The sequence below is a fragment of the Microtetraspora glauca genome (assembly GCF_040656155.1).
Taxonomy (GTDB): domain Bacteria; phylum Actinomycetota; class Actinomycetes; order Streptosporangiales; family Streptosporangiaceae; genus Microtetraspora; species Microtetraspora glauca.
Window position 1 is genome coordinate 20731 of sequence record NZ_JBFALK010000034.1, and the last position, 26926, is coordinate 47656.

Annotated in this window: 25 protein-coding genes and 2 riboswitches; of the genes, 15 read left to right on the plus strand and 10 right to left on the minus strand. The window is 70.1% G+C overall.

All coding sequences use genetic code 11. From position 1 onward, the window contains the following. Positions 1–19: 19 nt before the first annotated feature. Positions 20–1312, minus strand: coding sequence for an aminotransferase class V-fold PLP-dependent enzyme (locus tag AB0I59_RS39490; RefSeq protein WP_082777643.1), 1293 nt, complete (start codon positions 1310–1312; stop codon positions 20–22). A gap of 48 nt (positions 1313–1360) precedes the next feature. Further along, a riboswitch (SAM riboswitch) is annotated at positions 1361–1476 on the minus strand. A 120-nt stretch (positions 1477–1596) separates the two neighbouring features. Between AB0I59_RS39490 and AB0I59_RS39495 the strand changes: the two genes are divergently transcribed. Beyond that, positions 1597–2802, plus strand: coding sequence for a cytochrome P450 (locus AB0I59_RS39495; RefSeq protein WP_061261396.1), 1206 nt, complete (start codon positions 1597–1599; stop codon positions 2800–2802). Here the strand turns inward: AB0I59_RS39495 and AB0I59_RS39500 are convergent. Next, positions 2786–3748: an SAM-dependent methyltransferase gene (locus AB0I59_RS39500; RefSeq protein ID WP_358141660.1), complete on the minus strand. Its 963-nt coding sequence runs from the start codon at positions 3746–3748 to the stop codon at positions 2786–2788. The genes AB0I59_RS39495 and AB0I59_RS39500 overlap by 17 nt on opposite strands. A 127-nt stretch (positions 3749–3875) precedes the next feature. Between AB0I59_RS39500 and AB0I59_RS39505 the strand changes: the two genes are divergently transcribed. From AB0I59_RS39505 to AB0I59_RS39520, 4 genes are all read left to right on the plus strand, one after another. After that, positions 3876–4766 (plus strand): Rossmann-like and DUF2520 domain-containing protein, encoded by an 891-nt coding sequence (locus AB0I59_RS39505; protein ID WP_061261394.1) that lies wholly within the window; start codon positions 3876–3878, stop codon positions 4764–4766. After that, the gene (gene panC, locus AB0I59_RS39510; RefSeq protein WP_061261393.1) at positions 4757–5605 is read left to right on the plus strand and encodes a pantoate--beta-alanine ligase; all 849 of its coding nucleotides are present in this window, start codon (positions 4757–4759) and stop codon (positions 5603–5605) included. Before AB0I59_RS39505 ends, panC begins: the two co-directional genes overlap by 10 nt. Before the next feature lie 97 nt (positions 5606–5702). Further along, positions 5703–8267 (plus strand): L-aspartate oxidase, encoded by a 2565-nt coding sequence (locus tag AB0I59_RS39515; protein ID WP_358141663.1) that lies wholly within the window; start codon positions 5703–5705, stop codon positions 8265–8267. 46 nt (positions 8268–8313) lie between these two features. Then, entirely contained in the window at positions 8314–9096 is a 783-nt protein-coding gene (locus tag AB0I59_RS39520; RefSeq protein ID WP_061261391.1) for a type III pantothenate kinase, read from the plus strand. Here the strand turns inward: AB0I59_RS39520 and AB0I59_RS39525 are convergent. After that, positions 9075–9215: a type II toxin-antitoxin system VapB family antitoxin gene (locus tag AB0I59_RS39525; protein ID WP_169808745.1), complete on the minus strand. Its 141-nt coding sequence runs from the start codon at positions 9213–9215 to the stop codon at positions 9075–9077. The genes AB0I59_RS39520 and AB0I59_RS39525 overlap by 22 nt on opposite strands. A gap of 74 nt (positions 9216–9289) precedes the next feature. Between AB0I59_RS39525 and lysX the strand changes: the two genes are divergently transcribed. The 3 genes from lysX to AB0I59_RS39540 all read left to right on the plus strand — a co-directional run bounded on the left by lysX (position 9290) and on the right by AB0I59_RS39540 (position 11740). Further along, positions 9290–10813 (plus strand): bifunctional lysylphosphatidylglycerol synthetase/lysine--tRNA ligase LysX, encoded by a 1524-nt coding sequence (lysX, locus tag AB0I59_RS39530; RefSeq protein ID WP_358141668.1) that lies wholly within the window; start codon positions 9290–9292, stop codon positions 10811–10813. A 133-nt stretch (positions 10814–10946) separates the two neighbouring features. Then, complete coding sequence (locus AB0I59_RS39535; protein ID WP_358141671.1) at positions 10947–11282, plus strand: winged helix-turn-helix transcriptional regulator; 336 nt, start codon at positions 10947–10949, stop codon at positions 11280–11282. A gap of 209 nt (positions 11283–11491) precedes the next feature. After that, positions 11492–11740: a helix-turn-helix domain-containing protein gene (locus AB0I59_RS39540; protein ID WP_228644495.1), complete on the plus strand. Its 249-nt coding sequence runs from the start codon at positions 11492–11494 to the stop codon at positions 11738–11740. Between the two features lie 60 nt (positions 11741–11800). Here the strand turns inward: AB0I59_RS39540 and AB0I59_RS39545 are convergent, their stop codons facing one another. Further along, positions 11801–12730, minus strand: a complete 930-nt coding sequence (locus AB0I59_RS39545) for a C40 family peptidase (RefSeq protein ID WP_082777642.1) — start codon at positions 12728–12730, stop codon at positions 11801–11803. A gap of 194 nt (positions 12731–12924) precedes the next feature. Further along, positions 12925–13090: riboswitch (cyclic di-AMP (ydaO/yuaA leader) on the minus strand. 395 nt (positions 13091–13485) lie between these two features. Between AB0I59_RS39545 and AB0I59_RS39550 the strand changes: the two genes are divergently transcribed. The 6 genes from AB0I59_RS39550 to AB0I59_RS39575 all read left to right on the plus strand — a co-directional run bounded on the left by AB0I59_RS39550 (position 13486) and on the right by AB0I59_RS39575 (position 21111). After that, positions 13486–14052 carry an amino-acid N-acetyltransferase gene (locus tag AB0I59_RS39550; protein ID WP_358141676.1) on the plus strand — a complete coding sequence of 189 codons (567 nt, stop codon included), beginning with the start codon at positions 13486–13488 and terminating at the stop codon, positions 14050–14052. Between the two features lie 111 nt (positions 14053–14163). Then, positions 14164–15462 carry an RDD family protein gene (locus AB0I59_RS39555; RefSeq protein ID WP_358141679.1) on the plus strand — a complete coding sequence of 433 codons (1299 nt, stop codon included), beginning with the start codon at positions 14164–14166 and terminating at the stop codon, positions 15460–15462. Positions 15463–15638: 176 nt separating this feature from the next. Continuing rightward, a complete protein-coding gene (locus AB0I59_RS39560; RefSeq protein ID WP_061261386.1) occupies positions 15639–16211 on the plus strand; it encodes an RDD family protein in 573 nt (190 codons plus the stop codon). Positions 16212–16727: 516 nt separating this feature from the next. Further along, on the plus strand, positions 16728–17072 hold the full coding sequence (locus AB0I59_RS39565) for a histone-like nucleoid-structuring protein Lsr2 (protein ID WP_061261385.1): 345 nt from the start codon (positions 16728–16730) through the stop codon (positions 17070–17072). 268 nt (positions 17073–17340) lie between these two features. Continuing rightward, positions 17341–19845, plus strand: coding sequence for an ATP-dependent Clp protease ATP-binding subunit (locus AB0I59_RS39570; protein ID WP_061261384.1), 2505 nt, complete (start codon positions 17341–17343; stop codon positions 19843–19845). A 330-nt stretch (positions 19846–20175) separates the two neighbouring features. Continuing rightward, positions 20176–21111, plus strand: a complete 936-nt coding sequence (locus AB0I59_RS39575; RefSeq protein ID WP_061261383.1) for a sugar phosphate isomerase/epimerase family protein — start codon at positions 20176–20178, stop codon at positions 21109–21111. Here the strand turns inward: AB0I59_RS39575 and AB0I59_RS39580 are convergent, their stop codons facing one another. Next, on the minus strand, positions 21112–21978 hold the full coding sequence (locus tag AB0I59_RS39580) for an HhH-GPD family protein (RefSeq protein WP_061261382.1): 867 nt from the start codon (positions 21976–21978) through the stop codon (positions 21112–21114). An 83-nt stretch (positions 21979–22061) separates the two neighbouring features. Between AB0I59_RS39580 and AB0I59_RS39585 the strand changes: the two genes are divergently transcribed. Next, on the plus strand, positions 22062–22811 hold the full coding sequence (locus tag AB0I59_RS39585; RefSeq protein WP_061261381.1) for a hypothetical protein: 750 nt from the start codon (positions 22062–22064) through the stop codon (positions 22809–22811). A gap of 18 nt (positions 22812–22829) precedes the next feature. Here the strand turns inward: AB0I59_RS39585 and disA are convergent, their stop codons facing one another. The 5 genes from disA to AB0I59_RS39610 all read right to left on the minus strand — a co-directional run bounded on the left by disA (position 22830) and on the right by AB0I59_RS39610 (position 26916). Further along, on the minus strand, positions 22830–23918 hold the full coding sequence (gene disA / locus AB0I59_RS39590; RefSeq protein WP_061261380.1) for a DNA integrity scanning diadenylate cyclase DisA: 1089 nt from the start codon (positions 23916–23918) through the stop codon (positions 22830–22832). 56 nt (positions 23919–23974) lie between these two features. Next, complete coding sequence (gene radA, locus AB0I59_RS39595; protein ID WP_061261379.1) at positions 23975–25402, minus strand: DNA repair protein RadA; 1428 nt, start codon at positions 25400–25402, stop codon at positions 23975–23977. A 59-nt stretch (positions 25403–25461) separates the two neighbouring features. Then, complete coding sequence (trxA, locus tag AB0I59_RS39600; RefSeq protein ID WP_061261378.1) at positions 25462–25776, minus strand: thioredoxin; 315 nt, start codon at positions 25774–25776, stop codon at positions 25462–25464. Further along, a complete protein-coding gene (locus AB0I59_RS39605; RefSeq protein WP_061261377.1) occupies positions 25773–26153 on the minus strand; it encodes a MerR family transcriptional regulator in 381 nt (126 codons plus the stop codon). The genes trxA and AB0I59_RS39605 overlap by 4 nt, the downstream gene beginning before the upstream one ends. A gap of 64 nt (positions 26154–26217) precedes the next feature. Continuing rightward, positions 26218–26916, minus strand: coding sequence for a class I SAM-dependent methyltransferase (locus tag AB0I59_RS39610; RefSeq protein WP_061261376.1), 699 nt, complete (start codon positions 26914–26916; stop codon positions 26218–26220). Between the last annotated feature and the right edge of the window lie 10 nt (positions 26917–26926).

Genomic DNA, 26926 nt, shown 5'->3' on the forward strand with positions numbered 1-26926 from the left:
TCCCACGCCGGTGGGTGGTTCAGGACGAAATGCCCGCCCCGGTTGTGGCCAGGTCCCGCAGAGCGCCGATCAGCCGGTCCACGTGCTCCTCGGTCGTGCCGATCCCGATCGACGCGCGTACGGCGCTGGCCGTGCCGTCCTGGCAGCCGCCGTCGGACGTCCCGAGCAGGTGCCGTACGAACGGGTGCGCGCAGAACTTGCCGTCCCGGACGCCGATGCCGTGGTCCGCCGACAGGGATTCGGCGACCTCACGGGCCGTCAGGCCGTCCACGGTGAACGACACGATGCCGACCCTGGGGTGGTCCGGCCCCCAGAGGGACAGCTCGCGCACGCCCTCGATCCCGGCGATCCCCGCGCGCAGGCGGGCCACCAGCCGCTCCTCCTCGCGGACCAGGGCCGTCCAGCCGGTCGCGGCCAGCGCGTCGCAGGCCGCGGCGAGGGCGATCGCCCCCAGCACGTTCGGGGTCCCGGCCTCGTGGCGCACCTCGGGGTCGTCGCTCCACGACGTCTCCTCGCCGTCCGCGCCGACCGAGGTCACCGCGCCGCCGCCCAGCAGGTACGGCGCGGCCCCCGCGAGCCAGTCGGCCCGCCCGACGAGGGCTCCGGCGCCGAACGGCGCGTACAGCTTGTGCCCGGAGAACGCCACGTAGTCGAGGTCGAGCGCGGCCAGGTTGAGCCGCCGGTGCGGGACGAGCTGGGCGGCGTCCACGACGACGCGGGCGCCATGCCGGTGCGCCACGTGCGCGAGCCCCGCGATCGGCCACAGCTCGCCGGTCACGTTGGAGGCGGCCGTGACGACCAGGAGGGCCGGTCCCTCGATCCCGGCCAGCGTCTCGTCCACGGCCCTGATCGCCTCGCCGGGGAAGGCCGGGGGCGCGAGCCGTACGGCGTCGGGCCAGGGCAGCAGCGAGGCGTGGTGCTCGGTGTCGAACACGACGGTGGTGGTGCCCTCGGGCAGGCTGCGGGCCAGCAGGTTCATCGCGTCGGTCGTGTTGCGGGTGAAGACCACCGCGTCGTCCGTGCGGGCGCCCACGAACGCCCGGACGGTGTGCCTCGCCTGCTCGTACCGGGCCGTCGTGAGCTGGGAGGCGTATCCGGCGCCGCGGTGCACGCTGGAGTAGGCCGGCAGCGCCGCGGTGACGGCGGCGCTCACCGGCTCCAGACAGGGCGCGCTCGCCGCGTAGTCCAGGTTCGCGTACGGCACCAGCCGCCCGCCCTTGACCGGCACCTCGAGGTCGGCGCCCAGGACGGCGGGGATCGGCCGTTCGTGGGCGGCGGCGGGGGAGAGGGTGGACAGCGAGAGAACGGACACGACGGCCTCCTGAGGTCAGGGACCCCGGCCATGGCGTCATACCGGCGGAGCCCGCGCTTGCCCGGCGCGCCTCGCGCCGGACCTGGTCCTCACCCGGGGCACCCCGCCGCGGACGCGAGGGTTGCCGGCCAGCAAGCCGGGGCTGTGCGCTGGCACTCATGACCTGTGCGGCACTATAGCCCACTCCCTCCCCGGCGCCGCAAGCCGTCAGTTGCCCGAAATGTGATGTCCGTACTGGTGGTTCAGGTGATGCGACCAGGCAAAATGCTTCGTATGGTTGGTTTGTGAAGTTTGATCCTTGGAATCCCGAGTTCGTGGCCCACCCGTACGGCGTCTACGCCGATCTGCGGGAGAACGACCCGGTCAGTTTCTTCGAGCCGACCGGCCAGTGGCTGATCGCCCGTCACGCCGACGTGAACGCGCTGCTGCGCGATCGGCGGCTGGGCCGCTCCTACCTCCACACGGCCTCGCACGAGGCATTCGGCAGGGAACCCGAGCCGGAGTTCCAGGAACCCTTCTGGAGGGTGGTCAGGGCCGGCATGCTCGACGTCGAGCCGCCCGTCCACACCCGCCTGCGCCGCCTGGTGTCCAAGGCGTTCACGCCTCGGATGGTGGAGTCGCTCCGCCCCCGCGTGCGCAGGATCGCCAGGGAGCTGGCCGACGGGCTGGTCGAGCGCGGCGGCGGCGACCTGCTCGCCGAGGTGGCCGAGCCGCTCCCGGTGACCGTGATCGCCGAAATGTTGGGCGTGCCCGAGGCCGACCGGCACCTGCTGCGCCCGTGGTCCGCCGACATCTGCGGCATGTACGAGCTCAACCCCTCGCTCGATGCGCAGCACACGGCCGTGCGGGCGGCGGCGGAGTTCGCCGAATACCTACGCGAGCTGGCCAGATCTCGTAAGGACCAGCCGGGAGACGACCTCATCTCCGCCCTCGCGCAGGTCGTGGACGACGGTGACCGGCTGACCGAGGACGAGCTGATCGGCACCTGCGTGCTGCTGCTCAACGCCGGCCACGAGGCCACCGTGAACGTCACCGGCAACGGCTGGTGGTCGCTGTTCCGCAACCCGGCCGAGCTGGAGCGGCTCAGGAACGACCGCACGCTGATGCCCACGGCCATCGAGGAACTGCTGCGGTGGGACACCCCGCTGCAGATGTTCGAGCGCTGGGTCCTCGAGGACATCGAGGTCGGCGGGGTGACGATCCCCCGCGGTGTGGAGATCGGGCTGCTCTTCGGCTCGGCCAACCGCGATCCGGAGGTCTTCCCCGACCCGGACCGCCTGGACATCGGGCGTGTGGACAACCCGCACATCTCCTTCGGCGCGGGCATCCACTTCTGCCTCGGTGCCCCGCTCGCGCGGGTCGAGCTGGTGGAGTCCTTCACCGCGCTGCTCGACGCCGCCCCGAAGCTGGAACTCGTCGAGGAGCCCGTCTGGAAGCCGGGTTACATCATCCGCGGCCTGGAGTCGCTGCGGGTCACCGTGACTGGCTGAGCCAGCCGAACCTCCCGAGCCCGGCCGGATCGATCAGCTCGGCCTCCTCCGAGGCACGCCCCAGGGCCCTGAGGTAGCCGCGCGGGTCGGCGTGCGCGAGAGCGAGCGGCGGCCGGGCTCCGCCGACGCCCAGCCGCCGCAGAGCCTCCCGCTGCGTCGTCAGCGTCGTGTCCCGCGCGCCCGCCCGCTCGCCCGCCGCGGCGCAGGCGTCCAGGGCCACGTGCGCCGTGATGTCGCACGACCCGTCCGGCACGGGAGGTACGGCCGCGCCGTTCCGGTAGCCCACGAGGCTCCCGGCGCCCGGCCGGTCGTCCACAGGGTGTGCATAATCCACGGCGACCGCGGTGCCGCGCGCGAGCCGTACGATCAGCGACGCCCAGGCCTCGTCGCGGGGACGGCCGATCTCGGCGCGGTCGCCCACGGCCCGCAGCGGCCACCACCGCTCCAGCCAGGCGAGATCCCGCTCGTCCGGGGCCGGTCCCGGACGTTCCTCGCCGGTCGCGGGGTCCACCAGGAGCAGCCGCGGCCCGCTGGGAGTCCGCTCCACGACGTCCACCGGCACGTTGTCGAGCCACTCGTTGGCGAAGATCAGCCCATGGACCTCGTCCGGTACGGCCGGCACCCATGCCACGCGCTCGTCCACATCTTCCGGCCGCGACGACAGATCGACCGCGGTGACGCGCAGCCGGTCCGCGAGCTCGGGCGGGGCGAGTTCCAGCACGGACACGGCGAGCACGCCGTCCCCCGCGCCCATGTCGACCAGGTCGAGGACCGGAGGCCGCCCGAGCGCGGCGTCGACCTCGCCGAGGAGGCGCAGCACCGCCTCGGCGAAGGCCGGTGACGCGTGCACCGACGTGCGGAAGTGCCGGACCGGCCGTTCTCTCAGGTAGAAGCCGCCGTCGCCGTACAGTGCCCGCCGTGTCGCTTCCCGCCAGGTGACCCACACATCGACCGACGTTACCGAGGAACGGCGGCGGTATTAGACGGCCTCCGATCAGGGCAAGATCCCGCCTGTCGAGTAGCGGCGGCGGAGCGATGCCCGCCGCCGTTACGCTGGGCCGAAGGGAGGCGTCATGGATACAGGTGACCGCCCCGCGCGGCTAGCCGTGGGGGTGCTCGGCGCGGGTCGCGTCGGCTCGGTTCTCGGAGCGGCGCTCGCCCAGGCCGGCCACAGGGTGGTGGCCGCCAGCGGGGTCTCCGACTCGTCCAGGCGGCGGGCGATCGAGCGGCTCGGCGTCGAGCTGAGCCGGCCGGAAGACGTGATCGGGAAGTCCGACCTGGTGCTGCTCACCGTGCCGGACGACGTGCTGCCCGGCCTGGTCTCCGGCCTGGCCGCGACCGGGGCCGACCTGCGCGGCAAGCTCCTGGTCCACGCCAGCGGCGCGTACGGCCTCGCCGTGCTCGAACCGGCGGCGGAGGCCGGGGCGCTGCCTCTGGCGCTGCACCCGGTCATGACGTTCACCGGCAGGGAGGACGACCTGTCCCGGCTCACCGGCGCGTCGTTCGGCGTGACCGCCCCGGTGATGCTGCGCCCGGTCGCCGAGGCGCTCGTCATCGAGATGGGGGCGGAGCCGGTCTGGATCGCCGACCAGGACCGCGCGCTCTACCACGCCGCCATCGCCGGGGCCGCCAACCACATGGTCACCCTGATCGCCGAGTCGCAGGAGCTGCTGAGCAAGATCGGCGTCGAGCAGCCCGGCCGGATGCTGGGCCCGCTGCTCGGGGCCGCGCTGGACAACGTGCTGCGCCTCGGCATCTCCGGGTTGACCGGTCCTGTCGTCCGCGGCGACGCCGGCACCGTGCGCAAACACGTGGACGCCTTGATCCTCGCGGCACCCGAAGCGGCGGACGCCTACGTCGCCCTCGCTAGGCTCACCGCGGACCGGGCGCTCGCCGCCGGGCTGCTCAAGCCCGAGACCGCGGAGCGCCTCCTGGACGCGCTGGGAGGGAACATATGGACGTGATCGTCGCGGGTGACCGCACCGAGCTCGCCAAGGCGAGGGAAGCGATCGGCCCCGGCAGGCTCGCGCTGGTCCCCACGATGGGGGCCCTGCACCCCGGGCACCGCTCGTTGATCAGGCTGGCCCACGAGCACGCCGAGCACGTGGCGGTGAGCATCTTCGTCAACCCCCTGCAGTTCGGCCCGGCCGAGGACTTCTCGCGCTATCCGCGTACGCTCGACGCCGACCTCGAGGTGTGCGCGGAAGAGGGCGTCCGGGTCGTCTTCGCGCCGTCGGTCGAGGAGATGTACCCCGAAGGCCACCAGGTGGGGGTGTCCGCCGGGGCGATGGGCGCCACGGTCGAGGGCGCGTTCCGCCCCGGCCACTTCGACGGCATGCTGACCGTCGTGCTGAAGCTGTTCAACCTGGTCCAGCCCGATGTGGCGATCTTCGGGCAGAAGGACGCGCAGCAGCTCGCGCTCATCCGCCGCATGGCGCGCGACCTCAACGTGCCCGTCTCGATCGTCGGCGCGCCGACGGTCCGGGAAGCGGACGGGCTGGCCCTGTCCAGCCGCAACCGCTACCTCTCGCACGCCGACCGGGGCACCGCGCTCCACCTGTCCAGGGCGTTGCGCGCCGGCGCCGCCCAGACGACCCCGGCCCGGGTGTTGGACGCGGCGAGAGCCGTACTGGACGAAGCGGCGCGGTTGTCCCCGCCGCTGCTGCTGGACTACCTGGCTCTGGTGGACCCGGCCACGTTCGCCTCCGTGGGCGAGGAGCACCACGGCGACGCGATCCTGGCCGTGGCGGCCAAGGTGGGGAACACCCGGTTGATCGACAACATCGCCGTACAACTCCCATGATCTGGTAGATCATCCCCTCCGGGGGTTTTGTGGGGGGTCCGTGGGGCCGCGTATCCTTGGGGCCGTTATCGTCATCTTGACGAAAGGGGAACCCCCGATGGTGGCGATTCCGAGAAGGCTCACGGCGCCCGCCCCCGGCTGGACGGCCCACGCCGACGTCGTCGTGATCGGCTCCGGCATCGCCGGGCTGACCGTGGCGCTCCGCTACACAGAGCTCTCCCCCCAGGGGAAGGTGCTGGTCGTCACCAAGGACACCCTGTCGGCCGGGTCCACCCGCTGGGCCCAGGGCGGCATCGCGGCCGTGCTCGACCCCGAGGACACCCCCGGGGAGCACCTCAGGGACACGCTCATCGCCGGTGTCGGCCTGTGCGACGAGGAGGCCGTACGCGTCCTCGTCACCGAGGGGCCGGACGCGCTGCGACGGCTGATGGACCACGGCGCCCGCTTCGACCGTGACGCGGGCGGCGAGCTCCAGCTCACCCGCGAGGGCGGCCACCGCCGCAACCGCATCGTCCACGCGGGAGGTGACGCCACCGGCGCCGAGGTCCAGCGCGCCCTCGTCGCGGCCGCCGTGGCGGAACCCCGCATCGAGGTCATCGAGCACGCACTCGCGCTCGACCTGCTCAGGGACGGCGACGGCCGGGCCTGCGGCGTGACGCTGCACGTCATGGGCGAGGGAGCGCGGGACGGCGTCGGCGCCGCGCGGGCGAGCGCCGTCGTCCTGGCGAGCGGCGGCATGGGCCAGGTCTACGCCTCCACCACCAACCCGGTCGTGTCCACCGGCGACGGCGTCGCCCTCGCGCTGCGCGCCGGGGCCGTCGTCAGGGACATCGAGTTCGTCCAGTTCCACCCCACGGTCCTGTGGCTCGGCGAGGACTCGACCGGCCAGCAGCCGCTGGTCTCCGAGGCCGTACGCGGTGAGGGGGCCGTGCTGATCGACGCGGCCGGCGAGCGTTTCATGCGCGGCGTGCACGAGCTCGCCGACCTCGCGCCGCGGGACGTCGTGGCCAAGGCCATCACCGGGAAGATGCGGGAGACCGGCGCCGACCACGTCCACCTGGACGCCCGGCACTTCGGCGAGGAGAAGTGGCGGGCGCGGTTCCCGACGATCCTGGCCGTCTGCCGCGAGCACGGCATCGACCCGGTCACCGAGCCGATCCCGGTCGCACCCGCGGCCCACTACGCGAGCGGCGGCGTCCGCACCGACCTGCGCGGCCGTACCAGCGTCCCCGGCCTGTACGCCTGCGGAGAGGTCGCGTGCACCGGCGTCCACGGGGCCAACCGCCTCGCGTCCAACTCCCTCCTCGAAGGGCTGGTCTTCGCCGAGCGGATCGCGGCCGATCTGGTGTCGTCCCGGGCGGAACAGGGCGAGCCCGGCGAGCCGGTCGACGACGGACGGCCGGTGGGGCTGGTCGACCCGCGTACCCGGCCCAGGATCCAGAACCACATGAGCCGCGGCGCCGGCGTGCTGCGCAGCCGGCAGAGCCTGATCGACGTGTCGCGGGCGCTGTCGGGCGCCATGTGGACCCCGATCGCGGTGGAGCCGTGCACGGAGTCCTGGGAGGCCACGAACCTGCTGACCGTCGCGTGCGCCCTGACCGGCGCGGCCGCCGAGCGGCTGGAGACCCGGGGATCGCACTGGCGTGAGGACCATCCCGCCCGCGACGACCGGAACTGGCGGCTGCACATCGACATCACCCTGGAAGAGGAAGGACTGCTCATGGAGCACGCGGCCCACGAGGAGCGGCCGGGGCACCGGCCGACGGAGCTCCCGGAAGAGCTGTCCGCCGAGCTCGCCGGGCTCGGCATCGACCCGCCGCGCCTCCTCGCACTGGTGACCGAGGCGCTCGACGAGGACCTCGCCGGACTGCGGGACGTCACCTCCTCCGCCACCATCCCCGCCGACCAGACGGCCGTCGCCGACGTGGTCGCGCGCGCCGACGGCGTCGTGGCGGGCCTGGCCGTCGCCGAGGCGGTGTTCCGCCAGGCGCCCGGGATGGTCGCCGTCGAGCGGCGCGCCAAGGACGGCGACAGGGTCGCCCGCGGCGACGTCCTCATGACCGTGCGCGGCCTGACGACGGACCTGCTCACACTCGAACGCACCGCCCTCAACTTCCTCACCCACCTCTCCGGCGTCGCCACCCTGACCCGGCGGTGGGTGGACGCCGTCGCCGGGACGAAGGCGCGGATCCGCGACAGCCGCAAGACGCTCCCCGGGCTGCGCGCCCTGGAGAAGTACGCCGTGCGCTGCGGCGGCGGGGTCAACCACCGCATGGGCCTGCACGACGCCGCGCTGATCAAGGACAACCACGTCGTGGCCGCGGGCGGGGTCGCCGAAGCGTTCCGCGCCGTACGGCAGGCGCACCCCGACCTGCCCATCGAGGTCGAGGTGGACCGGATCGACCAGATCGAGCCCGTGCTGGCCGAGGGGGCCGAGGAGATCCTCCTCGACAACTTCACGGTCGAGCGGCTGGCCGAGGCCGTACGCCTGGTGGACGGCCGGGCCCGGCTGGAGTCCAGCGGCGGGCTGACCCTGGACACCGCCGCCGCGGTGGCGGAGACCGGTGTGGACTACCTCGCCGTGGGTGGCCTGACCCACTCCGCGCCCGCGTTGGACATCGCCCTGGACCTCCGCGAGGCGGACCGGGCCGGCGGCCTCTGACCGTGGCCATGATGAGGGATTGATCGACAGAGTGCATAATCAGGGCATGCTGCTCACCATCGATGTCAGCAACACCCACACGGTGCTTGGCCTGTTCGAGGGTGAAGAGGTCATCGAGCACTGGCGGATCGCCACCGACCCCCGGCGCACCGCGGACGAGATCGCCGTGATCCTTCAGGGACTCCTCGGCCAGTCGCCCCTGCTCAAGGACGCCGACATCAGCGGCATCGCCATCTGCTCGACCGTGCCGTCGGTGCTGAACGAGATGCGCGACATGTCCCGCCGCTACTACGGGGACGTCACCGCCGTGGTCGTCGAGCCGGGCGTGCGCACCGGCGTGCCGGTCCGGATGGACAACCCCAAGGAGGTCGGCAGCGACCGCATCGTCAACGCGCTCGCCGCCACCACCCTGTACGGCGGGCCGTGCGTGATCGTCGACTTCGGCACCGCGACGTCGTTCGACGCGGTGTCCGCCCGCGGAGAGTACATCGGCGCGGTGACCGCGCCCGGTGTGGAGATCTCCGTGGACGCCCTCGCGTCGGCGGGAGCCCAGCTGCACAAGGTCGAGCTGATCCGGCCCCGGTCCGTCATCGCCAAGAACGCGGTCGAGGCGCTCCAGTCCGGCATCGTGTACGGCTTCGCCGGGCTGGTCGACGGCATCGTGGAGCGGATGGCGGCGGAGCTCGCCGACGACCGGGAGGAGGTCACCGTCGTCGCCACCGGCACCGGTGCCCCGCTCGTCGTCAGTGAGGCGCGCACGATCGACGTGCACGAGCCGTGGCTCACGCTGATCGGCCTGCGGCTGATCTACGCGCGGAACACCGGCTGACGGACGAGGCTGGGATAGATCAGGCGCCGCAGGGCGTGATCGATGACCTCTTCGGTGGACATCTCAGGCAGTTGGCGCATGACGTCGGCGAGTAGCTCGTCGTCCACATCGATCGACATTCGTATCACCCGCCACACTTTAGAGGATTCGTTACTTTACGCGCATGTGTTTTCGCATGGCGTAGCCGTACCGGATGGGGCGGGACGCGGTCGCTAGCCTTTTCATTGTGAGCGACGACCTCCACGGGCTGCCCGAGCAGATGCGGGTCCGGCGGGACAAGCTCGACCGGCTCCGGGCCGAGGGCGTCGACCCCTATCCGGTGAGTTTCCCGCGCACCGCGACCGTCGCGGAGGTCCGGGAGAGGTACGCGGGTCTCGGGCCGGGCGCCGTGACCGGTGACCGGGTGGGCGTCGTGGGCCGGGTGATGCTGTCACGGAACAGCGGCAAGCTGTGCTTCGCCACGATCAGGGACGGCTCCGGCGACCTGCAGATCATGCTGTCGCTCGACCGGCTCGGCGAGGAGTCGCTGGCCGCCTGGAAGCGCGACGTCGATCTCGGCGACCACGTCGGGATCGAGGGTGAGGTCGTCACCTCGCGCAGGGGCGAGCTGTCCGTCATGGCGGAACGCTGGCAGATCACCTCCAAGTGCCTCCGCCCGCTGCCCGAGAAGCACGCCGGCCTCACCGACCCGGAGTCGCGGGTGAGGTTCCGCTACGTCGATCTGATCGTCAACGACGAGGCCAGGCGGATGGCGCGGGTCCGCAGCGCCACGGTGCGCGCCGTCCGCGACTTCTGGCACGACGAGGGCTACCTCGAAGTCGAGACGCCGATGTTGCAGCCGATCCACGGCGGCGCGGCGGCCCGGCCGTTCCGTACGCACATCAACGCCTACGACATGGACCTCTACCTGCGCATCGCGATCGAGCTCTATCTCAAGCGGCTCGTGGTCGGCGGCCTGGAGAAGGTCTTCGAGATCAACCGGAACTTCCGCAACGAGGGCGCGGACGCCACGCACAACCCCGAGTTCACCATGCTCGAGGCGTACGGGACGTATCTCGACTACAACGACATGGCGGATCTGACCCAGCGGATGTACCAGCAGGCGGTCGTGGCCGCCCTGGGCACGACGGTGGTGGTCCACGGGCACGAGGAGATCGACCTGGGCCTGGCCGAGTGGCCGCGGATCACGCTGTACGGCTCGGTGTCGGCCGCACTCGGCGAGGAGGTCACCACGGAGACGCCTCTCCAACAGGTCCGGAAATATGCGGATCAGCGGCAGATCAACTGGGATTCCGGATGGGGGCAGGGCAAGCTCGTCCAGGAGATCTTCGAGGCGCTGGTGGAGCGCACGCTGATCCAGCCGACGTTCGTCATGGACTACCCGCTGGAGACGTCGCCGCTCACCCGCCGGCACCGGGACAACCCGCAGCTGACGGAGAAGTGGGACCTCATCGGGTTCGGCACCGAGTTGGGCACGGCCTACTCGGAGCTCGTCGATCCGATCGAGCAGCGCCGCCGCCTCACCGAGCAGTCCGTCCTCGCCGCGCGCGGCGATCCCGAGGCCATGCGGCTCGACGAGGACTTCCTGCGCGCCCTCGAGTACGCCATGCCGCCGACGGGCGGGGTGGGCGTCGGGATCGACCGTATGATCATGGCGTTCACCGGGAGGAGCATCCGCGAGACGATCCTGTTCCCGCTGGTACGGCCGCACGCCTGACCCCTGGGCGGGTTGCGAACCTTTGAAAAGCTACTCTCTTCTGGTAAGAAACCCCCTGAAAGTATGAAATGCCCGTAGTGGAGTGCGGATGGCGACACATCAGTCTCAGATGATGGACTCTGGTGCGTACGCGATGAGCGGCCCTTCCCGGCAGCTCCTCGATCGGCTCAGCGACAAGTGGGTGAACCTGACGCTGAACGCGTTGGCCGACGGTCCCCGCCGCTACACCGACCTCGCGAAGAGCGTCACCGGGGTGAGCCAGAAGATGCTCACCCAGACGCTGCGCACGCTGGAACGCGACGGGCTGGTGTCCCGCAGGGTGACCGCGGCCGTGCCCGTCCGGGTCGACTACGACCTCACCCCGCTCGGATGGACCCTCATGCCGCTGATGTACGCCGTCAAGGAATGGGCGGAGGTTCACATCGGCGAGGTGGAGGCGGCCCGTGCCGCGTACGACGCGGCCCTTTGAGTCCCGACTTTCGGTCCGAGAGGCGCATGGCGTTTTCCATGCTTGCCGCGAAATTCGGGATAAAGGCGAGGACCTAAACCTCACGGATGCCCCGCTTTGCCGTACAGACTGTCAATGACCAATCAGGGTCCGAACTTGACGATTTTTGAACAAAGTGTTTACCTTCCCAGGGCGGACCGATAAATCATCCTGGTGGGGGAGGGCTGACGATGCCGCTTTCCGATGTGGTTTCCCGGGGCGAGAGCCCCGTGTCGGAATGCGACCGCGCCGGTCTCAGCGATGACGATCTGAGGTTGCTGGCCGAGCTGGCCAAGGGCGGCACCGTCGACAAGGTGGGCCGCCGCCTCGATGTGAGCGGTCGCACCGTACGGCGTCGGCTGCGGGTCATCTGCGACAGGATCGGGGTCGCGACCGCCATCGAGGCGGTCGCGTGGGCGGCCAGGCGCCGCCTGATCTGAGGCCGATCTGAGCCGATCTGGGCCGATCTGAGGCGACGCCCGGCCGGGGAGCGCGGAAAGCTAGTCCGCGATCCGTACGGCTCCCGCGAAGGGCCGGTTGGCCAGCGAGGCGATCCGGACGACGTCGCCCGTACGGGGCGCGTGGACCATGTAACCGCCGCCGATGTAGATGCCCACGTGGTGCAGGTCGTTGTAGAAGAAGACCAGGTCGCCGGGGCGCATGTCTTCGCGCGCGATGTGCGTGCCGGCCGACCACTGTGAGCCGGTGTAATGGGGCAGGCTGATCCCGACCCTCTGGTAGGCCGCCATGACGAGCCCCGAGCAGTCAAACGAGGTCGGGCCGTCGGCACCCCAGACATAGGGCTTGAGCTGCTGGGTGAGGGCCCAGCGCGCGGCCTCGGCCGCCTTGCCGTCACCGATGATCGGGAAGGCCAGCCGCCGGGCGGCGCTTCCCCTGGTGACGCTCCCCGCGACCTTGCTGTACAGGTTGCTCTCGGACTTCTTGACCAGCTTGCGGATCTTGTCGCGCTGCTCGTCGAGGCCGGAGAGCAGGTCCTTCACTTCCTTCTGCCGGGCCTTCGCGCTGGTCCTGGCCCGCTCGGCCGCCTCCATCGCCTTGGCCACCTGGGCGACCTCCTCGCCCTGCTGCATCTGGAGGGCGTAGGTCGTGGACGCCTGGTCGAGGTACGAATCCGGGTCGTCCGCGCTCAGCAGCGCGAAGGCGGAGCCGAAGCCGCCGGTCATGTAGGAGTTCTGCGCGAGGAGGCTCGCCGTCCTGCGCCGGGTCTCCAGCTCGGTCTCGCTCGTGGCGAGGGTCTTCTTCGCGAGATCGGCCGACCGCTGGGCCTCCTTGAGCCTGACCCGGGCACCGTTGTAATCCTCGGTGAGGGTCTCGATCTCGGTGTAGAGGCGCTCGACCTCGGCGGTCAGCTCCTTGAGGCTGGGCTGCGGTTCGGCGGTCGCGGCCATGACGGGGGCGCCGAAGGTCATCGCGATGAGAGCGACACCGAAGAATGCGAACCTGCGGATCGGGCCGCCGGTCGATGACCGGGCGCGGCGCCGTCGCCCGCGAGCGTGCCTGCCCGCGGATCGTCCTCCAGAGATGCGCAACAAAGCTCCTCTCCTACGCGTGCCCGGCAGGCGGATCCCCGCACCGCGCGAACGCCCGAGGGCGATGGCGGCAACTGCCGACACTTTGGCCGCCTACCGGGTTAGCTGACGGGTTCGGGCCGGAGTAGCCCTACCTTTCGGATTCACCCCTTGATGACCTGGGTTTGACCCCGGATCTCCACAGTTGGTTCCCCGGCTCCCTTCGGCACGGGCGCCTCGGGGACTCGGCGGTCCGGTCGTTCGCGCCTTTCGCGATGACCGGCATCGTCGCTGGACACTAGTGCACGCCGGGTTCCTGCTCAACCAGAACTCGTGATTCCGTCTAGCTTTCACAACTGAATGATCACGGTCCGGTCACATGTGATAGTGGGCCGGGACGTCCATTACCCTGCGTTTACCTGTTGCCCGGCCGTCTCCGTAGCAGGTCAGCGCAGGATCGAGAGGTCGCAAAATTGGATATTCCCGGAACGTAAGCCGAGGAGGCGCGGAACGTGCTCGAACGGATACGCACGGTGAGCTGATCCGAGGGTTGCTCGGGTTTCGGCATGACCGTTAATCCGTGTTCTCCTCCGCGCTCGCGTACGAGCCCTCGCGGCGCGCCCGCACGGGCCGGGCGGCGACTAGGCTGGCGATCCATGGAGCAGGTTGCGGGCCGGCCCTCGGAAGCCGAGAGCGGTGAGCGCGCGTCCCGGGTCGTGATCGTGCGCCGGGCGAGGACCCTCGACGTCCGCGCCATCCGCCGCCTCGTCGACGCGTACTCCGGCGTCGGGCCGCGGTTGCTGAAGAAGACCACCGTCACCCTGTACGAGGACGTCCAGGAGTTCTGGGTGGCGGAGGCCGACGGGACGGTCGTCGGCTGCGGGGCGCTGCACGTGCTCTGGGAGGATCTGGCGGAGATCCGCACGGTCGCCGTCGACCCCGCGGCCCGGGGGATGGGCGTCGGCCACCGGATCGTCGGCGCGCTCATCGACGCGGCCAGCGAGCTGGGCGTGCGCCGGGTCTTCTGTCTGACCTTCGAGGTCACGTTCTTCGGAAGGCACGGATTCGTGCCCATTCACGGGACCCCTGTCTCTCCGGAGGTGTACGCCGAGCTGCTCGCCTCCTACGACGAAGGCGTCGCGGAGTTCCTCGATCTCGAGCACGTCAAGCCCAATACGCTCGGCAACACCCGAATGCTGCTGCATCTCCAACCCCGAGTCTGACCATGGTGGTGACCGGCCGGAAAGGTGACTGTTGATACGCCTGTCGCTACTTTGGCCATATCGGCATGCGCATGACGATCGCCGCATGCGAACCCGAAACGAGGTGAAACGGTGAGCTCCGGACAGCCGCCGTACCCCCAGGACGCTCCGGACGGCACCCCACCGCCGCCTTCGGACCGTGAGCAGGGTACGAGCAATCCAGCCCAGCAGTACGACCCTGATGTCACGGTCGTCAGTTACCGCAACCCGTCGCAGTCGACGGGCCCCCAGCAGGCCTATGGATACGGCCAGCAGCACGACCAGCACGTCTACGGCCAGCAGCAGCCCGGCTACGGCCAGCAGCCCCAGCAGGGCTACGGGCAGCAGCAGTACGGCCAGCAGCAGCCCGGGACCGGGGCCTTCGGCCAGCCTCAAGGGTACGGCCAGCAGCAGCCCGGTTATGGCCAGTCGGCCCAGCAGCAGCCTCAGCAGCCGTACGGGCAGCAGGGGTACGGCCAGCAGGCCCAGCAGCCGCAGCAGCCGCAGCAGGGCTACGGGCAGCAGCAGTACGGCCAGCAGGACTACGGGCAGCAGCCCCAGCAGGGATATGGCCAGCAGCCCGGTACGGGCGCCTTCGGCCAGCCTCAGGGGTACGGCCAGCAGCAGCCCGGTTATGGCCAGCAGGCCCAGCCCGGTTATGGCCAGCAGGCCCAGCCCGGCTACGGCCAGGAGCAGCAGTACGGCCAGCAGGCCGGCTACGGCCAGCAGCCCCAGCAGGGGTACGCCCAACAGCCCGGCTACGGTCAGCAGGCCGACTACGGCCAGCAGGGCTACGGCCAGCAGGGCTACGGGCAGCAGCAATACGGCCAGCAGGGCTACGCCCAGCCGTACGGCGGGCAGGCGGCGGCGGTCCCGCCCGGCGCGCCCGCCCCGCTCGCCGAGTGGTGGCAGCGACTGGTGGCCCGTCTCATCGACGTCGTGATCGTCGGTATCCCCTACGCCATCGTCTCGACGGTGCTCACCATGATCATGGTCACCGAGGCCAGCTTCAACCCGGAGACGGGCGCCTTCACGGCTGGCGGCGGCGTGCTCCTCGCCAGTCTGCTCACCTCGGCCATCGCCGGCCTGATCATGACCGCGTACGAGTTCATGATGCTCAAGCAACGCGGGCAGACGGTCGGCAAGATCGTCATGGGCATCAAGGTCGTCCCCGTCGGCGATTCCCTCCCGACGGGCGGCCTCGCGACGGATGTCGCAGGAAAGCGGGCCGGAGTCTCGTTCGGGCCGCAGATCCTCGGTGGGATTCCCATCGTGGGCCTGCTGCTCAGCCTCTTCTCGCTGCTGAACGTGCTCTGGCTGCTCTGGGACCGGCCGTTGTGGCAGGCGCTGCACGACAAGGCCGCGGGTACCACCGTCGTCAAGATCAAATAGGTCGGGCGAGGTAGCACTGGACAAACGGGGCCGATGGAACGAGCCATCGGTCCCGTTTTCATGGGCGCGAGCGGGATTGGAACTGTGTCCCTATTGGGGAAGAAAAGCGGTAACAGTCGGGATCATCCGTGCGATGGTTGGGGAACGCATGTCCTCCACACGTGAGAGGTGACCCAATGACCGCGGAACCGCCCCCCGGCCAGAACCCCTATGGCTCGGCTCCGCCGCCCCCGCCGCCGGGCGCCTATCCGCCCCCGGGCGGTTATGGGGCTCCGCAGGGCGCCCCCCTTCCGCCGGGTGTTCCGGCCCCGCTCGCCGAATGGTGGGAGCGTCTGGTCGCGCGAATCATCGACAGCGTCATCTTCGGGGTCGTGTACCTGATTCTGAGCATCGCCCTCGGCGTGGCGAGCGGCAGCTTTCTTACCGGCTTCATCGCGTCCCTGATCGCCTATGGTGCGTACGCGGCCTACGATTACGTCCTGCACTCCAAGGATGGCCAGACCATCGGAAAGAAGATCATGAAGATCCAGCTGGTCGCTCTGGGCGGCGGACCGCTGGATTCCTCCGTCGTGATGCGGCGCTCGGCCGTGTATCCCGGCGTCTTCGTGCTCTACGGCATTCCGCTCGTCGGTCTCCTGGCCAGTCTTTTCGCCTTGGCGACGGGCGTGTTCATCCTCGTCGACAAGCCCCTGCAGCAGGGCCTGCACGACAAGGTCGCCGGAACCGTGGTGGTGAAGGCGCCGCGTTGATCGCGGGAAGAACAACTTGACCGGCGTCCGGTCAAAACAGTGGGGCGGCTCCGTCGCGGACCGCCCCACTTGTCATTCATGGGTACGATTTCTATGCATCCGGTAAGGCGGCTGGAGAGACATGGAATCGCCCCACCGCCACCGGCCGCCCCCGGAGGCACACCGGGTGTCACGTGGGGCTATCGTCAGGTCAGGGACTCCGCGAGGGCGACATGCGGTGCGCCACGCCCGGGCTCCGAAAATCCTGGGTGCCGAGAAAGACACCCCCGGCACGAGCGAGGACGAATGACAGAGGTATTGTCCGCCTTGATACCCGTCGTAGTTGTCGGCGGTGCGGTCGTCTACGGCGTGGTTAAGTTGGTCCGTTCCGAGGCGGCCGGCCTTCGGACCGCAACGGAACGACGTGACAAGGACAACACGAGTTCCTGAGGATGAGCTGAAAGTTGAATTGTCAGCCGCCCGAACCGGGTATATGTTTGGCTGACGAATCAAACAATGCTCCGAAAGGATTGCCGCATGGCCAAGCATACGCAGGTGATTCTCATCGACGATCTCGATGGCGGCGAGGCCAATGAGACGGTCACCTTCGCGCTTGATGGCAAGTCTTATGAGATTGATCTCAGCGATGGGAACGCAAAGAAGCTGCGCGAGGCACTGTCGCCTTTCGTCGGCGGTGCGCGGCACGCGGAAGCCGCTCCGGCGCGTGGACGTCGTCGTGGTGCCGCCGGTGGTGCTCAGCGGGCGATGACCCGCGAGAAGAGCGCCGAGATCCGTGCCTGGGCGAAGGCACACGGGCACCCGGTCAGCGAGCGTGGTCGCATTGCCGCCTCGATCGTGGAGGCGTACGACGCCGCCCACTAAGGGTGCTTTTGATCGTGCGGTCAAACCGGTCGTCGGATGTTACGACCTTCGGTGGGGCCGCACGATTCTGTTTGCACTTCCCTAAACCTCGTTCGCTTGCGGCGTATCGGGAACACCTCACCCCCGGCAGGTAGTTGGATGAAGGGTGAACGCCCTGCTCTCGGGGAACGTCCTCTCTGATAGGAACGGTTGCCGGGTCGGGGCTACCATGCGGAAGGACGGGCCGGACATCCCGGGTCCGCCTGACCGCTCTGTGAGGAGCGACGAGATGTTCGAGAGGTTCACCGACCGTGCGCGGCGGGTTGTCGTCCTGGCCCAGGAAGAGGCCCGGATGCTCAACCACAACTACATCGGTACTGAGCACATTCTTCTTGGCTTGATCCATGAGGGAGAAGGCGTTGCCGCCAAGGCTCTGGAGAGCCTGGGCATCAGTCTTGAAGGTGTGCGCCAGCAGGTCGAGGAGATCATCGGCCAGGGACAGTCGGCGCCTTCGGGGCACATTCCCTTCACCCCGCGCGCCAAGAAGGTCCTTGAGCTGTCGCTCCGCGAGGCCCTGCAACTCGGCCACAACTACATCGGCACCGAGCACATCCTGCTCGGCCTCATCCGTGAGGGCGAGGGCGTGGCGGCCCAGGTGCTGGTGAAGCTGGGGGCCGACCTCAACCGGGTGCGGCAGCAGGTCATCCAGTTGCTCCACGGCTACCAGGGCAAGGAGCCCGCGGCGGCCGGGGGCCCGCAGGAGGCGGCGCCGTCCACCTCCCTTGTGCTGGACCAGTTTGGCCGCAACCTCACCCAGGCCGCCCGTGAGGGCAAGCTCGACCCGGTCATCGGCCGTGAGAAGGAGATCGAGCGGGTCATGCAGGTCCTCTCCCGGAGGACCAAGAACAACCCGGTTCTCGTGGGTGAGCCCGGCGTCGGCAAGACCGCCGTCGTCGAGGGCCTGTCCCAGAAGATCGTCAAGGGCGAGGTTCCCGAGACGCTCAAGGACAAGCAGCTCTACACGCTGGACCTGGGCGCGCTGGTCGCGGGTTCGCGTTACCGCGGCGACTTCGAGGAGCGCCTGAAGAAGGTGCTCAAGGAGATCCGCACCCGCGGCGACATCATCCTGTTCATCGACGAGCTGCACACGCTGGTCGGTGCGGGCGCGGCCGAGGGCGCGATCGACGCCGCCAGCATCCTCAAGCCGATGCTGGCCCGTGGTGAGCTGCAGACCATCGGCGCCACCACGCTGGACGAGTACCGCAAGCACCTGGAGAAGGACGCCGCCCTGGAGCGGCGCTTCCAGCCGATCCAGGTGGCCGAGCCCAGCCTCAGCCACACCATCGAGATCCTCAAGGGTCTGCGGGACCGCTACGAGGCGCACCACCGGGTGTCCATCACCGACGGCGCGCTCGTGGCCGCGGCCCAGCTCGCCGACCGGTACATCAGCGACCGGTTCCTGCCGGACAAGGCGATCGACCTCATCGACGAGGCCGGTTCGCGGATGCGCATCCGCCGGATGACCGCTCCGCCGGACCTGCGCGAGTACGACGAGAAGATCGCCAACGTGCGGCGCGAGAAGGAGTCCGCGATCGACGCGCAGGACTTCGAGAAGGCCGCGGCACTGCGCGACCAGGAGAAGCAGCTCCAGCTCAAGCGCGAGCGCCGGGAGAAGGAGTGGAAGGCCGGCGACATGGACGTCGTGGCCGAGGTCACCGAGGAGCTCATCGCCGAGGTGCTCGCGACCGCCACCGGCATCCCGGTCTTCAAGCTGACCGAGGAGGAGTCGCAGCGACTGCTCCGCATGGAGGACGAGCTCCACAAGCGGATCATCGGCCAGGACGACGCGATCAAGGGTCTGTCCCGGTCCATCCGCCGCACGCGCGCCGGTCTGAAGGACCCGCGCCGTCCGGGTGGTTCGTTCATCTTCGCCGGCCCGTCCGGTGTCGGTAAGACCGAGCTGTCCAAGGCGCTGGCCGAGTTCCTGTTCGGGGACGAGGACGCGCTGATCATGCTCGACATGTCCGAGTTCATGGAGAAGCACACCGTCTCGCGGCTGTTCGGCTCCCCGCCCGGCTACGTCGGGTACGAGGAGGGCGGCCAGCTCACCGAGAAGGTGCGGCGCAAGCCGTTCTCCGTGGTCCTCTTCGACGAGATCGAGAAGGCCCACCCGGACATCTTCAACTCGCTGCTGCAGATCCTGGAGGACGGTCGCCTGACCGACGCCCAGGGCCGCGTGGTGGACTTCAAGAACACCGTCATCATCATGACGACCAACCTCGGCACCCGGGACATCTCCAAGGGCATCGGGGTGGGCTTCGCGAAGTCCAACGACGTCGAGAGCAACTACGACCGGATGAAGTCCAAGGTCCAGGAGGAGCTCAAGCAGCACTTCCGGCCCGAGTTCCTGAACCGCGTCGACGACATCGTGGTCTTCCACCAGCTCACGCCGAAGGAGATCATCCAGATCGTCGACCTGATGCTCGCCCAGGTGGACGAGCGGCTCAAGGACCGCGACATGGGCCTGGAGCTCAGCGCCACGGCCAAGCAGCTGCTCGCCGACCGCGGTTACGACCCGGTGATGGGCGCCCGTCCGCTGCGCCGTACGATCCAGCGCGAGCTGGAGGACGTTCTCTCCGAGAAGATCCTGTACGGCGAGCTGCGTCCGGGCCAGATCGTCAAGATCGACGTCGAGGGCGAGGGCGACGCGGCGAAGTTCACCTTCGTCGGCGCGGCCAAGAGCCCCGAGGTGCCGGACTCCGCGGCCTCGATCGTGGAGCCGATCCAGCACTGAGCCGATCCAGCACCCGGATGTGCTGACGGGAACCCCGCGTGAGAAAGCCCTCACGCGGGGTTCTTGTTTTCTGTGATACCGGGCTATGCCACCACTCGATGTAGTACTACACTGCGTAGAGCGCCCGCCGGAGACCCGACGGGCCCGAAATCACCCCTGCGGCGTACCGAGAAATCAGCTGCGGGACGGACGCGGTAACCGGAGGCACCGGGGCAAGCTCGGTGGCCCGGGCCGGATTCCCGGCAGGGAGGGGACTCCCGTCCCATGCGGTCAGGACAGACCGTGTGGACCAATGGGGTCGGGAAAGCGGACAAGCCTTGGAGGGACCTGATGCGCCTGTTGCACGACGACGGGACGCTCGTTCATCTGGCCTACAACACGGGAGTGCATCCCGCCGAGGACCTGGAGAACCTGATCGCGCACCTCACCCGCTACGCGGTGCCGGTGCGTAGGAAGCTGGGCGTGGCCCGGCTCGGCGTGTGCCTGTGGCTCGCCCCCGCGGTCGCCGACCACCTGGTCGCCGACCGCATCGAGCTGGTACGGCTGCGCAGGTCGCTCGAGGAGCGCGGCCTCGAGGTGGTGAGCCTCAACGGCACCGGTGGACGCCACCAGGAGGTTCCCGGGCCGGACTGGGCGAAGCCCGAGCGATACCGGTACACCATGGCGCTGGCCAAGATCCTCTCGTTCCTGCTTCCGGATGACGTCAGGTTCGGCAGCATCTCCACGATCCCGATCGGGTGGCGCCGTGACTGGCCCGCCGATCTGCACTCGATCGCCTCGCGGCGGCTGGAGCGGCTCTCGCGCGAGCTGCGCGGCCTCTACAGCGTGACGGGCAAGACGATCCGGGTCGGCTTCGAGCCGTGGCCCGGCTGCGTTCTGGAGACCACCGAGCAGGCCCTGCGCCGGGTCGGCGGCATCGACTCCGAGCACCTCGGTGTGTGCCTGGACGCCTGCCACCTGTCCTCCGGCGACGAGGCGACCGGCGACGCCCTGCGCGGCCTCGCGCAGACGGGCGCGCCCGTGGTGAAGCTCGGCCACGTGCACAATCACGGCCACGAGATCCCCAGCACTCAGCCGGTGATCGAGGGCACACTGAACGCGATCCTGTCCGGGGCGGTGAGCGGCAGCGCCCACGTCGAGGTCGAGGTGCACGACTGGAACTCGCCGAAGTCGAAGGGCCCGGCGGCGCTCGTCGCGCGGCTGGCCGACGAGCTCGACTGGACCCGCAGCAACCTGACCGCTCTCGGGCTCAAGCTCGCCGCCTGATCACCCGGGCAGCCGGTAGGTCCCGTCCGTGAGGACCTCGGCCAGCCCGTCGTCCAGGAGGCCGTCCAGAGCCCGCTCACGCTGGACGTGGTCCGCCCAGACCACGTCCAGCGCCTCTTTGGGCACCGGGCCGTGCGCGTCGCGCAGAACGGCCAGGAGCCGCCCCCTGCACTGCCGGTCGGTGCCCGCGTAGGTCTGGCCGCGCCGTACGGGGCCGTCATGGGCGGGCCGCCCGGCGAGGCGCCAGGCGCACTGCGACATGATCGGGCAGTCATCGCAGCGGGGAGCGCGCGCCGTGCAGACCAGCGCGCCGAGTTCCATCACCGCGACGCCCCAGCGCGGGGCGCCGACGGCGGGGAGCAGCGACTCGGCGAGCCTGCGCTCGCCCGACGTGGTGGCCTTCGGCGGGTACTCCTCGCCGCGTACGGCACGGCCGAGCACCCGCCGGACGTTCGTGTCCAGGATCGCGTGGCTGTGCCCGTACGCGAAGCTCGCCACCGCGGCGGCCGTGTAGTCGCCGATGCCGGGCAGCGTCCTCAACTCGTCGTACGAGGAGGGCACCCGGCCCCTGTGGTCCGCTGTGATGGCTCTGGCGCACGCGTGCAGGTTCAGCGCCCTGCGCGGGTATCCGAGCCGGCCCCAGTGGCGTACGGCCTCGCCGGGGGCCACCGCCGCGAGCGCCTCGGGGGTGGGCCAGCGCTCCATCCACTCGGTCCAGACCGGCAGCACCCTGACGACGGGGGTCTGCTGCAGCATGATCTCGCTGACGAGGATGCCCCAGGGGGTCGCCTCCGGACGCCGCCACGGCAGGTCCCGGTTGTGTTCGGCATACCAGTCGAGGATGGGCTCGCGCAGTGAGATGGCCACTCGCCGACCTTACCGGCGGTCCGGTGCCACCACCGTCGGCGAGCCGTTCCCCCTCGCGCCCAACGACTCACCATACTGAGCGTATGGATCCGGACACGTTCCGTAGCGACATCGGCATCGAGGGGACGGACGTCTACTGGCGCCGTCGTATGGCGGTGCTCACCGGCGTTCTCGTCGTGGTGGCGGTCGTGGCCTGGGCGTGCACGAGCGCTTCGGGAAGGCAGGGGACCACCGGAGCGGCCAAGAACGCCACGCCCGGTCCCGACACGCTTGTCGTCTCGCTCCCGTCCCCTCTCGCCTCGCCGTCGGCCTCGGGAAGCGCCGGGAACTCCGCTTCGCCCACCGCCTCGCCGTCCGGGGCGTCGAAGGAGGCGAAGGGCGGCAAGGACGCCAAGAATTCCAAGGACGCCAAGGAGGCGAAGGCGGCGGCGCCGCTCCGTCCGGGCGATCCCTGCGACCCCAAGGACCTCGTGCTCAGCCTGCGCGGGGGCCAGCAGACCTACGCGGGCACCGCCGAACCGACGTTCCTGCTGACCGTGGTGAGCACCGGCCGGGTGGACTGCACGGTCGACGTGGGCCCGCGGATGCTGGAGACGCGCATCGTCTCCGGCGACGACAGGGTGTGGTCCACGGCCGACTGCGTCAGCGGAGACGGCACGGACATCCAGATGCTCAAGCGCGGTGTGCCGTACGTCCGGACGATCCGGTGGGATCGGCACCGCTCCGGCGCCGACTGCACGGTGAAGCGGGCGGCGGCCCTGCCGGGCACCTACGTCGCCTGGACGCACGCGGACGGGCTGAAGAGCTCGAAGGCGATCTTCTACCTGCGGTGACACCGGCGCCCCGCGAGCTCAGATGTAGCGCTCCAACAGGGAGGACTCAGCGAGCCGGGACAACCCCTCACGGACGCTGCGGGCCCGGGTCTCGCCGACGCCGCCCACGGACTGGAGGTCGTCGACGCTGGCGGCGAGGAGCTTCTGGAGCCCGCCGAAGTGGTCGACGAGCCGGTCCACGATCGTGCCGGGCAGCCGCGGCACCTTGGTCAGCAGGCGGAACCCACGTGGGCTGACCGGCCCGTCCAGGGCGCCCGTGCCGGAGTAGCCGAGCACGTGGGCGACCTTCGACGGGTCGAGCAGATCGCCGGCCGAGAGCCCGTCGAGCTCGCTCAGATGCTCGACGAAGTCGCCTGACCGCTTCACGACCGAATCCGGCAGGTAGTCGCGCACGATCAGCTCGCGGTCGGTGTCCACGCCGGCGACGAGCTCGTCGAGCTGAAGGGAGAGGAGCCGGCCGTCGGTGCCGAGCTCCACGACATAGCCCTCGATCTCGCCCGCGATGCGCCGGACCATCTCGAGGCGCTGGACCACCGTCACCACCTCGCGGACGGTGACGAGATCCTCGATCTCCAGGGCGGACAGCGTGCCGGACACCTCGTCCAGCCGCATCTTGTAGCGCTCCAGCGTCGCCAGCGCCTGGTTGGCCTTGGAGAGGATCGCCGCGGACTCCTCCAGCACGTAGCGGATGCCGTCCAGATAGAGCGCGATCATCCGCATCGACTTGCTGATCGCGATGACGGGGAAGGACGTCTGCCGGGCCACCCGCTGGGCCGTACGGTGGCGGGTGCCGGACTCGTCGGTCGGGATGCTGGGGTCGGGCACGAGATGCACGGCCGCGCGGACGATCCGCAGGTCGCCGCTGTTCAGCACGATCGCGCCGTCCATCTTGGCCAGCTCACGCAACCGGGTGGCCGCGAACTCGACGTCGAGCTCGAAACCGCCGGTGCAGATCTCCTCGACGGTGCGGTCGTAGCCGAGAACGATGAGACCCCCGGTGTGGCCGCGGAGAACCCGCTCCAGCCCCTCGCGCAGCGCGGTGCCAGGGGCGACGGCGGCGAGTATCGCCCGGCGCCGCTCGTCAGATCCCTTGTCGTTGTGTGGCACGTGACCCCCGCGGTCGGACGCATTACCTCGCTCAGTTTACCGGCGGGTGCCCGCTGTCACCGGACATGCGAGAGAGCCTCCCAGACGAACTCCGCCTCGGTGACCTCGAAGCCGGGGGCGAAGCTCGTGGTGCGCAGCATGGGCTCGCGGACCGCGACCAGATGCCCCCGGGACGGCACGGGCTCCAGCTTGGGGGCTCCCTCCTCAAGAGATCCCTTGGGCACCAGCGCCCGGGTGAATCCCAGCCTGGCGGCCTCGGCGAGACGGCGTCGTACGTCGCGGACCGGGCGCAACTCGCCGGCGAGGCCGACCTCGCCCAGCACGACCAGGCCGGGCGGCAGCGCCTGGTCGGCGGCCGCGCTGACCACGGAGAGCATCAGGGCCAGGTCGACCGCGGGATCGGTGAGCCGGATGCCGCCCACGGTCGCGGTGAACACGTCACATTTGCCGATCTTGGCCTGCAGTCGCCGCTCCATCACCGCGAGCACCATGGCCACGCGATAGGAGTCGAGGCCGGAGGAGGTCCGCCTCGGCTGCGGCGCCTCGGTCGGCCCGACCAGGGCCTGCACCTCGGCGGGGATCGGGCGGGTGCCCTCGATGGTGACCGTGACGCAGGTGCCCGGCACCGGCTCGGTGTGCCGGGAGAGGAACAGCCCGCTGGGGTCGGTGATCCCGGTGATGCCGCGCTCGTTGAGGTCGAAGCAGCCGACCTCCTCGATGGGGCCGAATCTGTTCTTCACCGCGCGGACCATGCGGAGCCGGGAGTTGCGGTCGCCCTCGAAGTGGAGCACCACGTCGACGAGGTGTTCGAGGACGCGGGGTCCGGCGATCGTGCCGTCCTTGGTCACGTGGCCGACGAGCACCGTCGACATGCCGCGCTCCTTGGCCAGCCGGACGAGGTTGCCCGCGACCTCGCGCACCTGGGTGACGCCGCCGGGCACGCCGGTGGCCTCGGCGGAGCCGATGGTCTGCACCGAGTCCACGATGAGGAGCCGCGGCTGGACCTTCTCGACGTGCGCGACCAGGGCCGACAGGTCCGTCTCCGCGGCGAGGTAGAGCCGGGGCTCGATCGCGCCGATGCGGTCGGCGCGCATCCGCACCTGGGCGGCCGACTCCTCGCCGGTGACGTAGAGAACGGTCTCGTGGCCGGCGGTGCGGGCCGCGGCCTCGAGCAGGAGCGTGGACTTGCCGATGCCCGGCTCACCGGCGAGCAGGACGACCGCGCCGGGCACCAGACCACCGCCCAGAACCCGATCGAGCTCGCCGACGCCGGTGGGGCGGGCGTGCGCGACCTCGGCCTTGACCTCGCCGATCGGAACCGCCGGCGCGGACACGGCGCCCGGCTTGACCACGTTGACGCCCTGCCGGGCGCCGGCCTCCTCGACCGTGCCCCACGCCTGGCACTCGCCACAGCGCCCCACCCACTTGGCGGTGGTCCACCCGCACTCGCCGCACCGGTAGGACACCCTCTGCTTCGTCGCCACGGGGGCACGCTATCGGCACTCGCCGACAATCAGACACGGACGAGGGGACGCGGGAACGGTCAGATGTGCCCGGCGAGGTCGGCCAACAGCATGCGCTTGGGCTTCGCGCCGCGGATCTGCCGCACGATCTCGCCGTCGCGGTAGAGATTCAGCGTCGGGAAGCCGAGGATGCCGTACCGCTGGGCGATCTCGGGGTGGTCGTCGGCGTTGAGCTTGGCCACGGTGAGGCGGTCGCCGTACTCGGAGGCGATCTCCTCCAGGATCGGAGCGAGCATCCGGCACGGGGGGCACCACTCCGCCCAGAAGTCCACCAGGACGGGCTTGTCGCTCCGCAGCACCTGCTCGTCGAACGTCTCGGCAGTCAGGGTGATCATGGTTCTCCTCCCGTGGAAAGCACGCAGCCCGGGCAGGCCAGTGCGAGCTGGGCGGCCACCTCGGACCTGCGGGCGATCAGCGAGCGGATGTCCGCGTCGATCTCGGCCAGCTTGCGCCGGTAGACCGCGACGGAGTCCGCGCAGGCGTGCCCCGAAGGTTGTCCGGAGCGCAGGCAGTCCACGAACGGCCGGGCGTCCTCGAGGGTGAACCCCACCGCCATGAGCGAACGGATCTCCATGACCAGCCGCAGGTCGGCCTCGTCGTACTCCCGGTATCCGTTCGCGGAGCGGCGTGCCTCGATCAGTCCCTGTTGTTCGTAGTAGCGCAGGGCGCGGGTGCTCACCCCCGCGCGCCGAGCCAGCTCTCCGATCCGCATCGGCCCTCCCAGAACCCCGACGGTAAGCCTTGACGCCAACGTCAATGTCAAGGCGTCTCCGGCGCTAGAAATGCCGCCAGCGCAGGACGTTGGGGTAGTCGAGCTCCAGGCCCTCGGTCTCCTCGGCGGCCGCCTCGGCCACCGCGGGCGTGAACTCGATGCGGAGCACGCTCTCCAGATCGGCTCTGGAGGCGAAGACCATCCGCAGGTCGAGTTCGCGGCGCTGCCAGCCCTGCCGGGACCAGAACGCCTCGACGTCCTTCGCGGAGTATGACGGGATCGATCGGCTGAACCAGCGCCCGAACGCGCCCCTCGAGGCGTCCAGGTCCACGACGAAGGCCGCGCCGCCGCGGCGCATGACCCGCGACAGCTCCCGCAGCCCCGGCTCGCATCCGGGGCCGAAGAAGTACGCCCAGCGGGCGATGGCCACGTCCACCGACGAATCGGGCACCGGGAGCGCCTGGGCGGTGGCCGTACGGACCCGGACGTTGGGGAGGGAGGCGCAGCGGGAGGTGGCGCGGGACGCGAGGCCGGCGTGCGGCTCCACCCCGACCACGCGGGCCGCCGTCGCGGCGAGCGAGGGCAGGTGGAAACCGGTGCCGCAGCCGATGTCGAGCACGGTCGCGCCGTCCCACGGGCGGATCGCGCGCATGGCCGCGTCGGCGACGCCGTCGGGGTCGACCGCCCGGTTCTCCAGCTCGTATGTCTGCGGGGAGTTCCAGATGTTCGGGCTGGGAATGGCCCCGGTCAGGATGTGCGCCATGCGTCAACGA

Excerpts from the sequence above, each read along its gene's own strand:
- AB0I59_RS39505 (WP_061261394.1), top strand. The coding sequence starts at position 3,876 with ATGGATACAGGTGACCGCCCCGCGCGGCTAGCCGTGGGGGTGCTCGGC.
- panC (WP_061261393.1), top strand. The coding sequence starts at position 4,757 with ATGGACGTGATCGTCGCGGGTGACCGCACCGAGCTCGCCAAGGCGAGG.
- AB0I59_RS39515 (WP_358141663.1), top strand. The coding sequence starts at position 5,703 with ATGGTGGCGATTCCGAGAAGGCTCACGGCGCCCGCCCCCGGCTGGACG.
- AB0I59_RS39520 (WP_061261391.1), top strand. The coding sequence starts at position 8,314 with ATGCTGCTCACCATCGATGTCAGCAACACCCACACGGTGCTTGGCCTG.
- AB0I59_RS39525 (WP_169808745.1), bottom strand. The coding sequence starts at position 9,215 with ATGTCGATCGATGTGGACGACGAGCTACTCGCCGACGTCATGCGCCAA.
- lysX (WP_358141668.1), top strand. The coding sequence starts at position 9,290 with ATGGGGCGGGACGCGGTCGCTAGCCTTTTCATTGTGAGCGACGACCTC.
- AB0I59_RS39535 (WP_358141671.1), top strand. The coding sequence starts at position 10,947 with ATGAGCGGCCCTTCCCGGCAGCTCCTCGATCGGCTCAGCGACAAGTGG.
- AB0I59_RS39540 (WP_228644495.1), top strand. The coding sequence starts at position 11,492 with ATGCCGCTTTCCGATGTGGTTTCCCGGGGCGAGAGCCCCGTGTCGGAA.
- AB0I59_RS39545 (WP_082777642.1), bottom strand. The coding sequence starts at position 12,730 with ATGACCTTCGGCGCCCCCGTCATGGCCGCGACCGCCGAACCGCAGCCC.
- AB0I59_RS39550 (WP_358141676.1), top strand. The coding sequence starts at position 13,486 with ATGGAGCAGGTTGCGGGCCGGCCCTCGGAAGCCGAGAGCGGTGAGCGC.
- AB0I59_RS39560 (WP_061261386.1), top strand. The coding sequence starts at position 15,639 with ATGACCGCGGAACCGCCCCCCGGCCAGAACCCCTATGGCTCGGCTCCG.
- AB0I59_RS39565 (WP_061261385.1), top strand. The coding sequence starts at position 16,728 with ATGGCCAAGCATACGCAGGTGATTCTCATCGACGATCTCGATGGCGGC.
- AB0I59_RS39570 (WP_061261384.1), top strand. The coding sequence starts at position 17,341 with ATGTTCGAGAGGTTCACCGACCGTGCGCGGCGGGTTGTCGTCCTGGCC.
- AB0I59_RS39575 (WP_061261383.1), top strand. The coding sequence starts at position 20,176 with ATGCGCCTGTTGCACGACGACGGGACGCTCGTTCATCTGGCCTACAAC.
- AB0I59_RS39585 (WP_061261381.1), top strand. The coding sequence starts at position 22,062 with ATGGATCCGGACACGTTCCGTAGCGACATCGGCATCGAGGGGACGGAC.
- trxA (WP_061261378.1), bottom strand. The coding sequence starts at position 25,776 with ATGATCACCCTGACTGCCGAGACGTTCGACGAGCAGGTGCTGCGGAGC.
- AB0I59_RS39605 (WP_061261377.1), bottom strand. The coding sequence starts at position 26,153 with ATGCGGATCGGAGAGCTGGCTCGGCGCGCGGGGGTGAGCACCCGCGCC.
- AB0I59_RS39610 (WP_061261376.1), bottom strand. The coding sequence starts at position 26,916 with ATGGCGCACATCCTGACCGGGGCCATTCCCAGCCCGAACATCTGGAAC.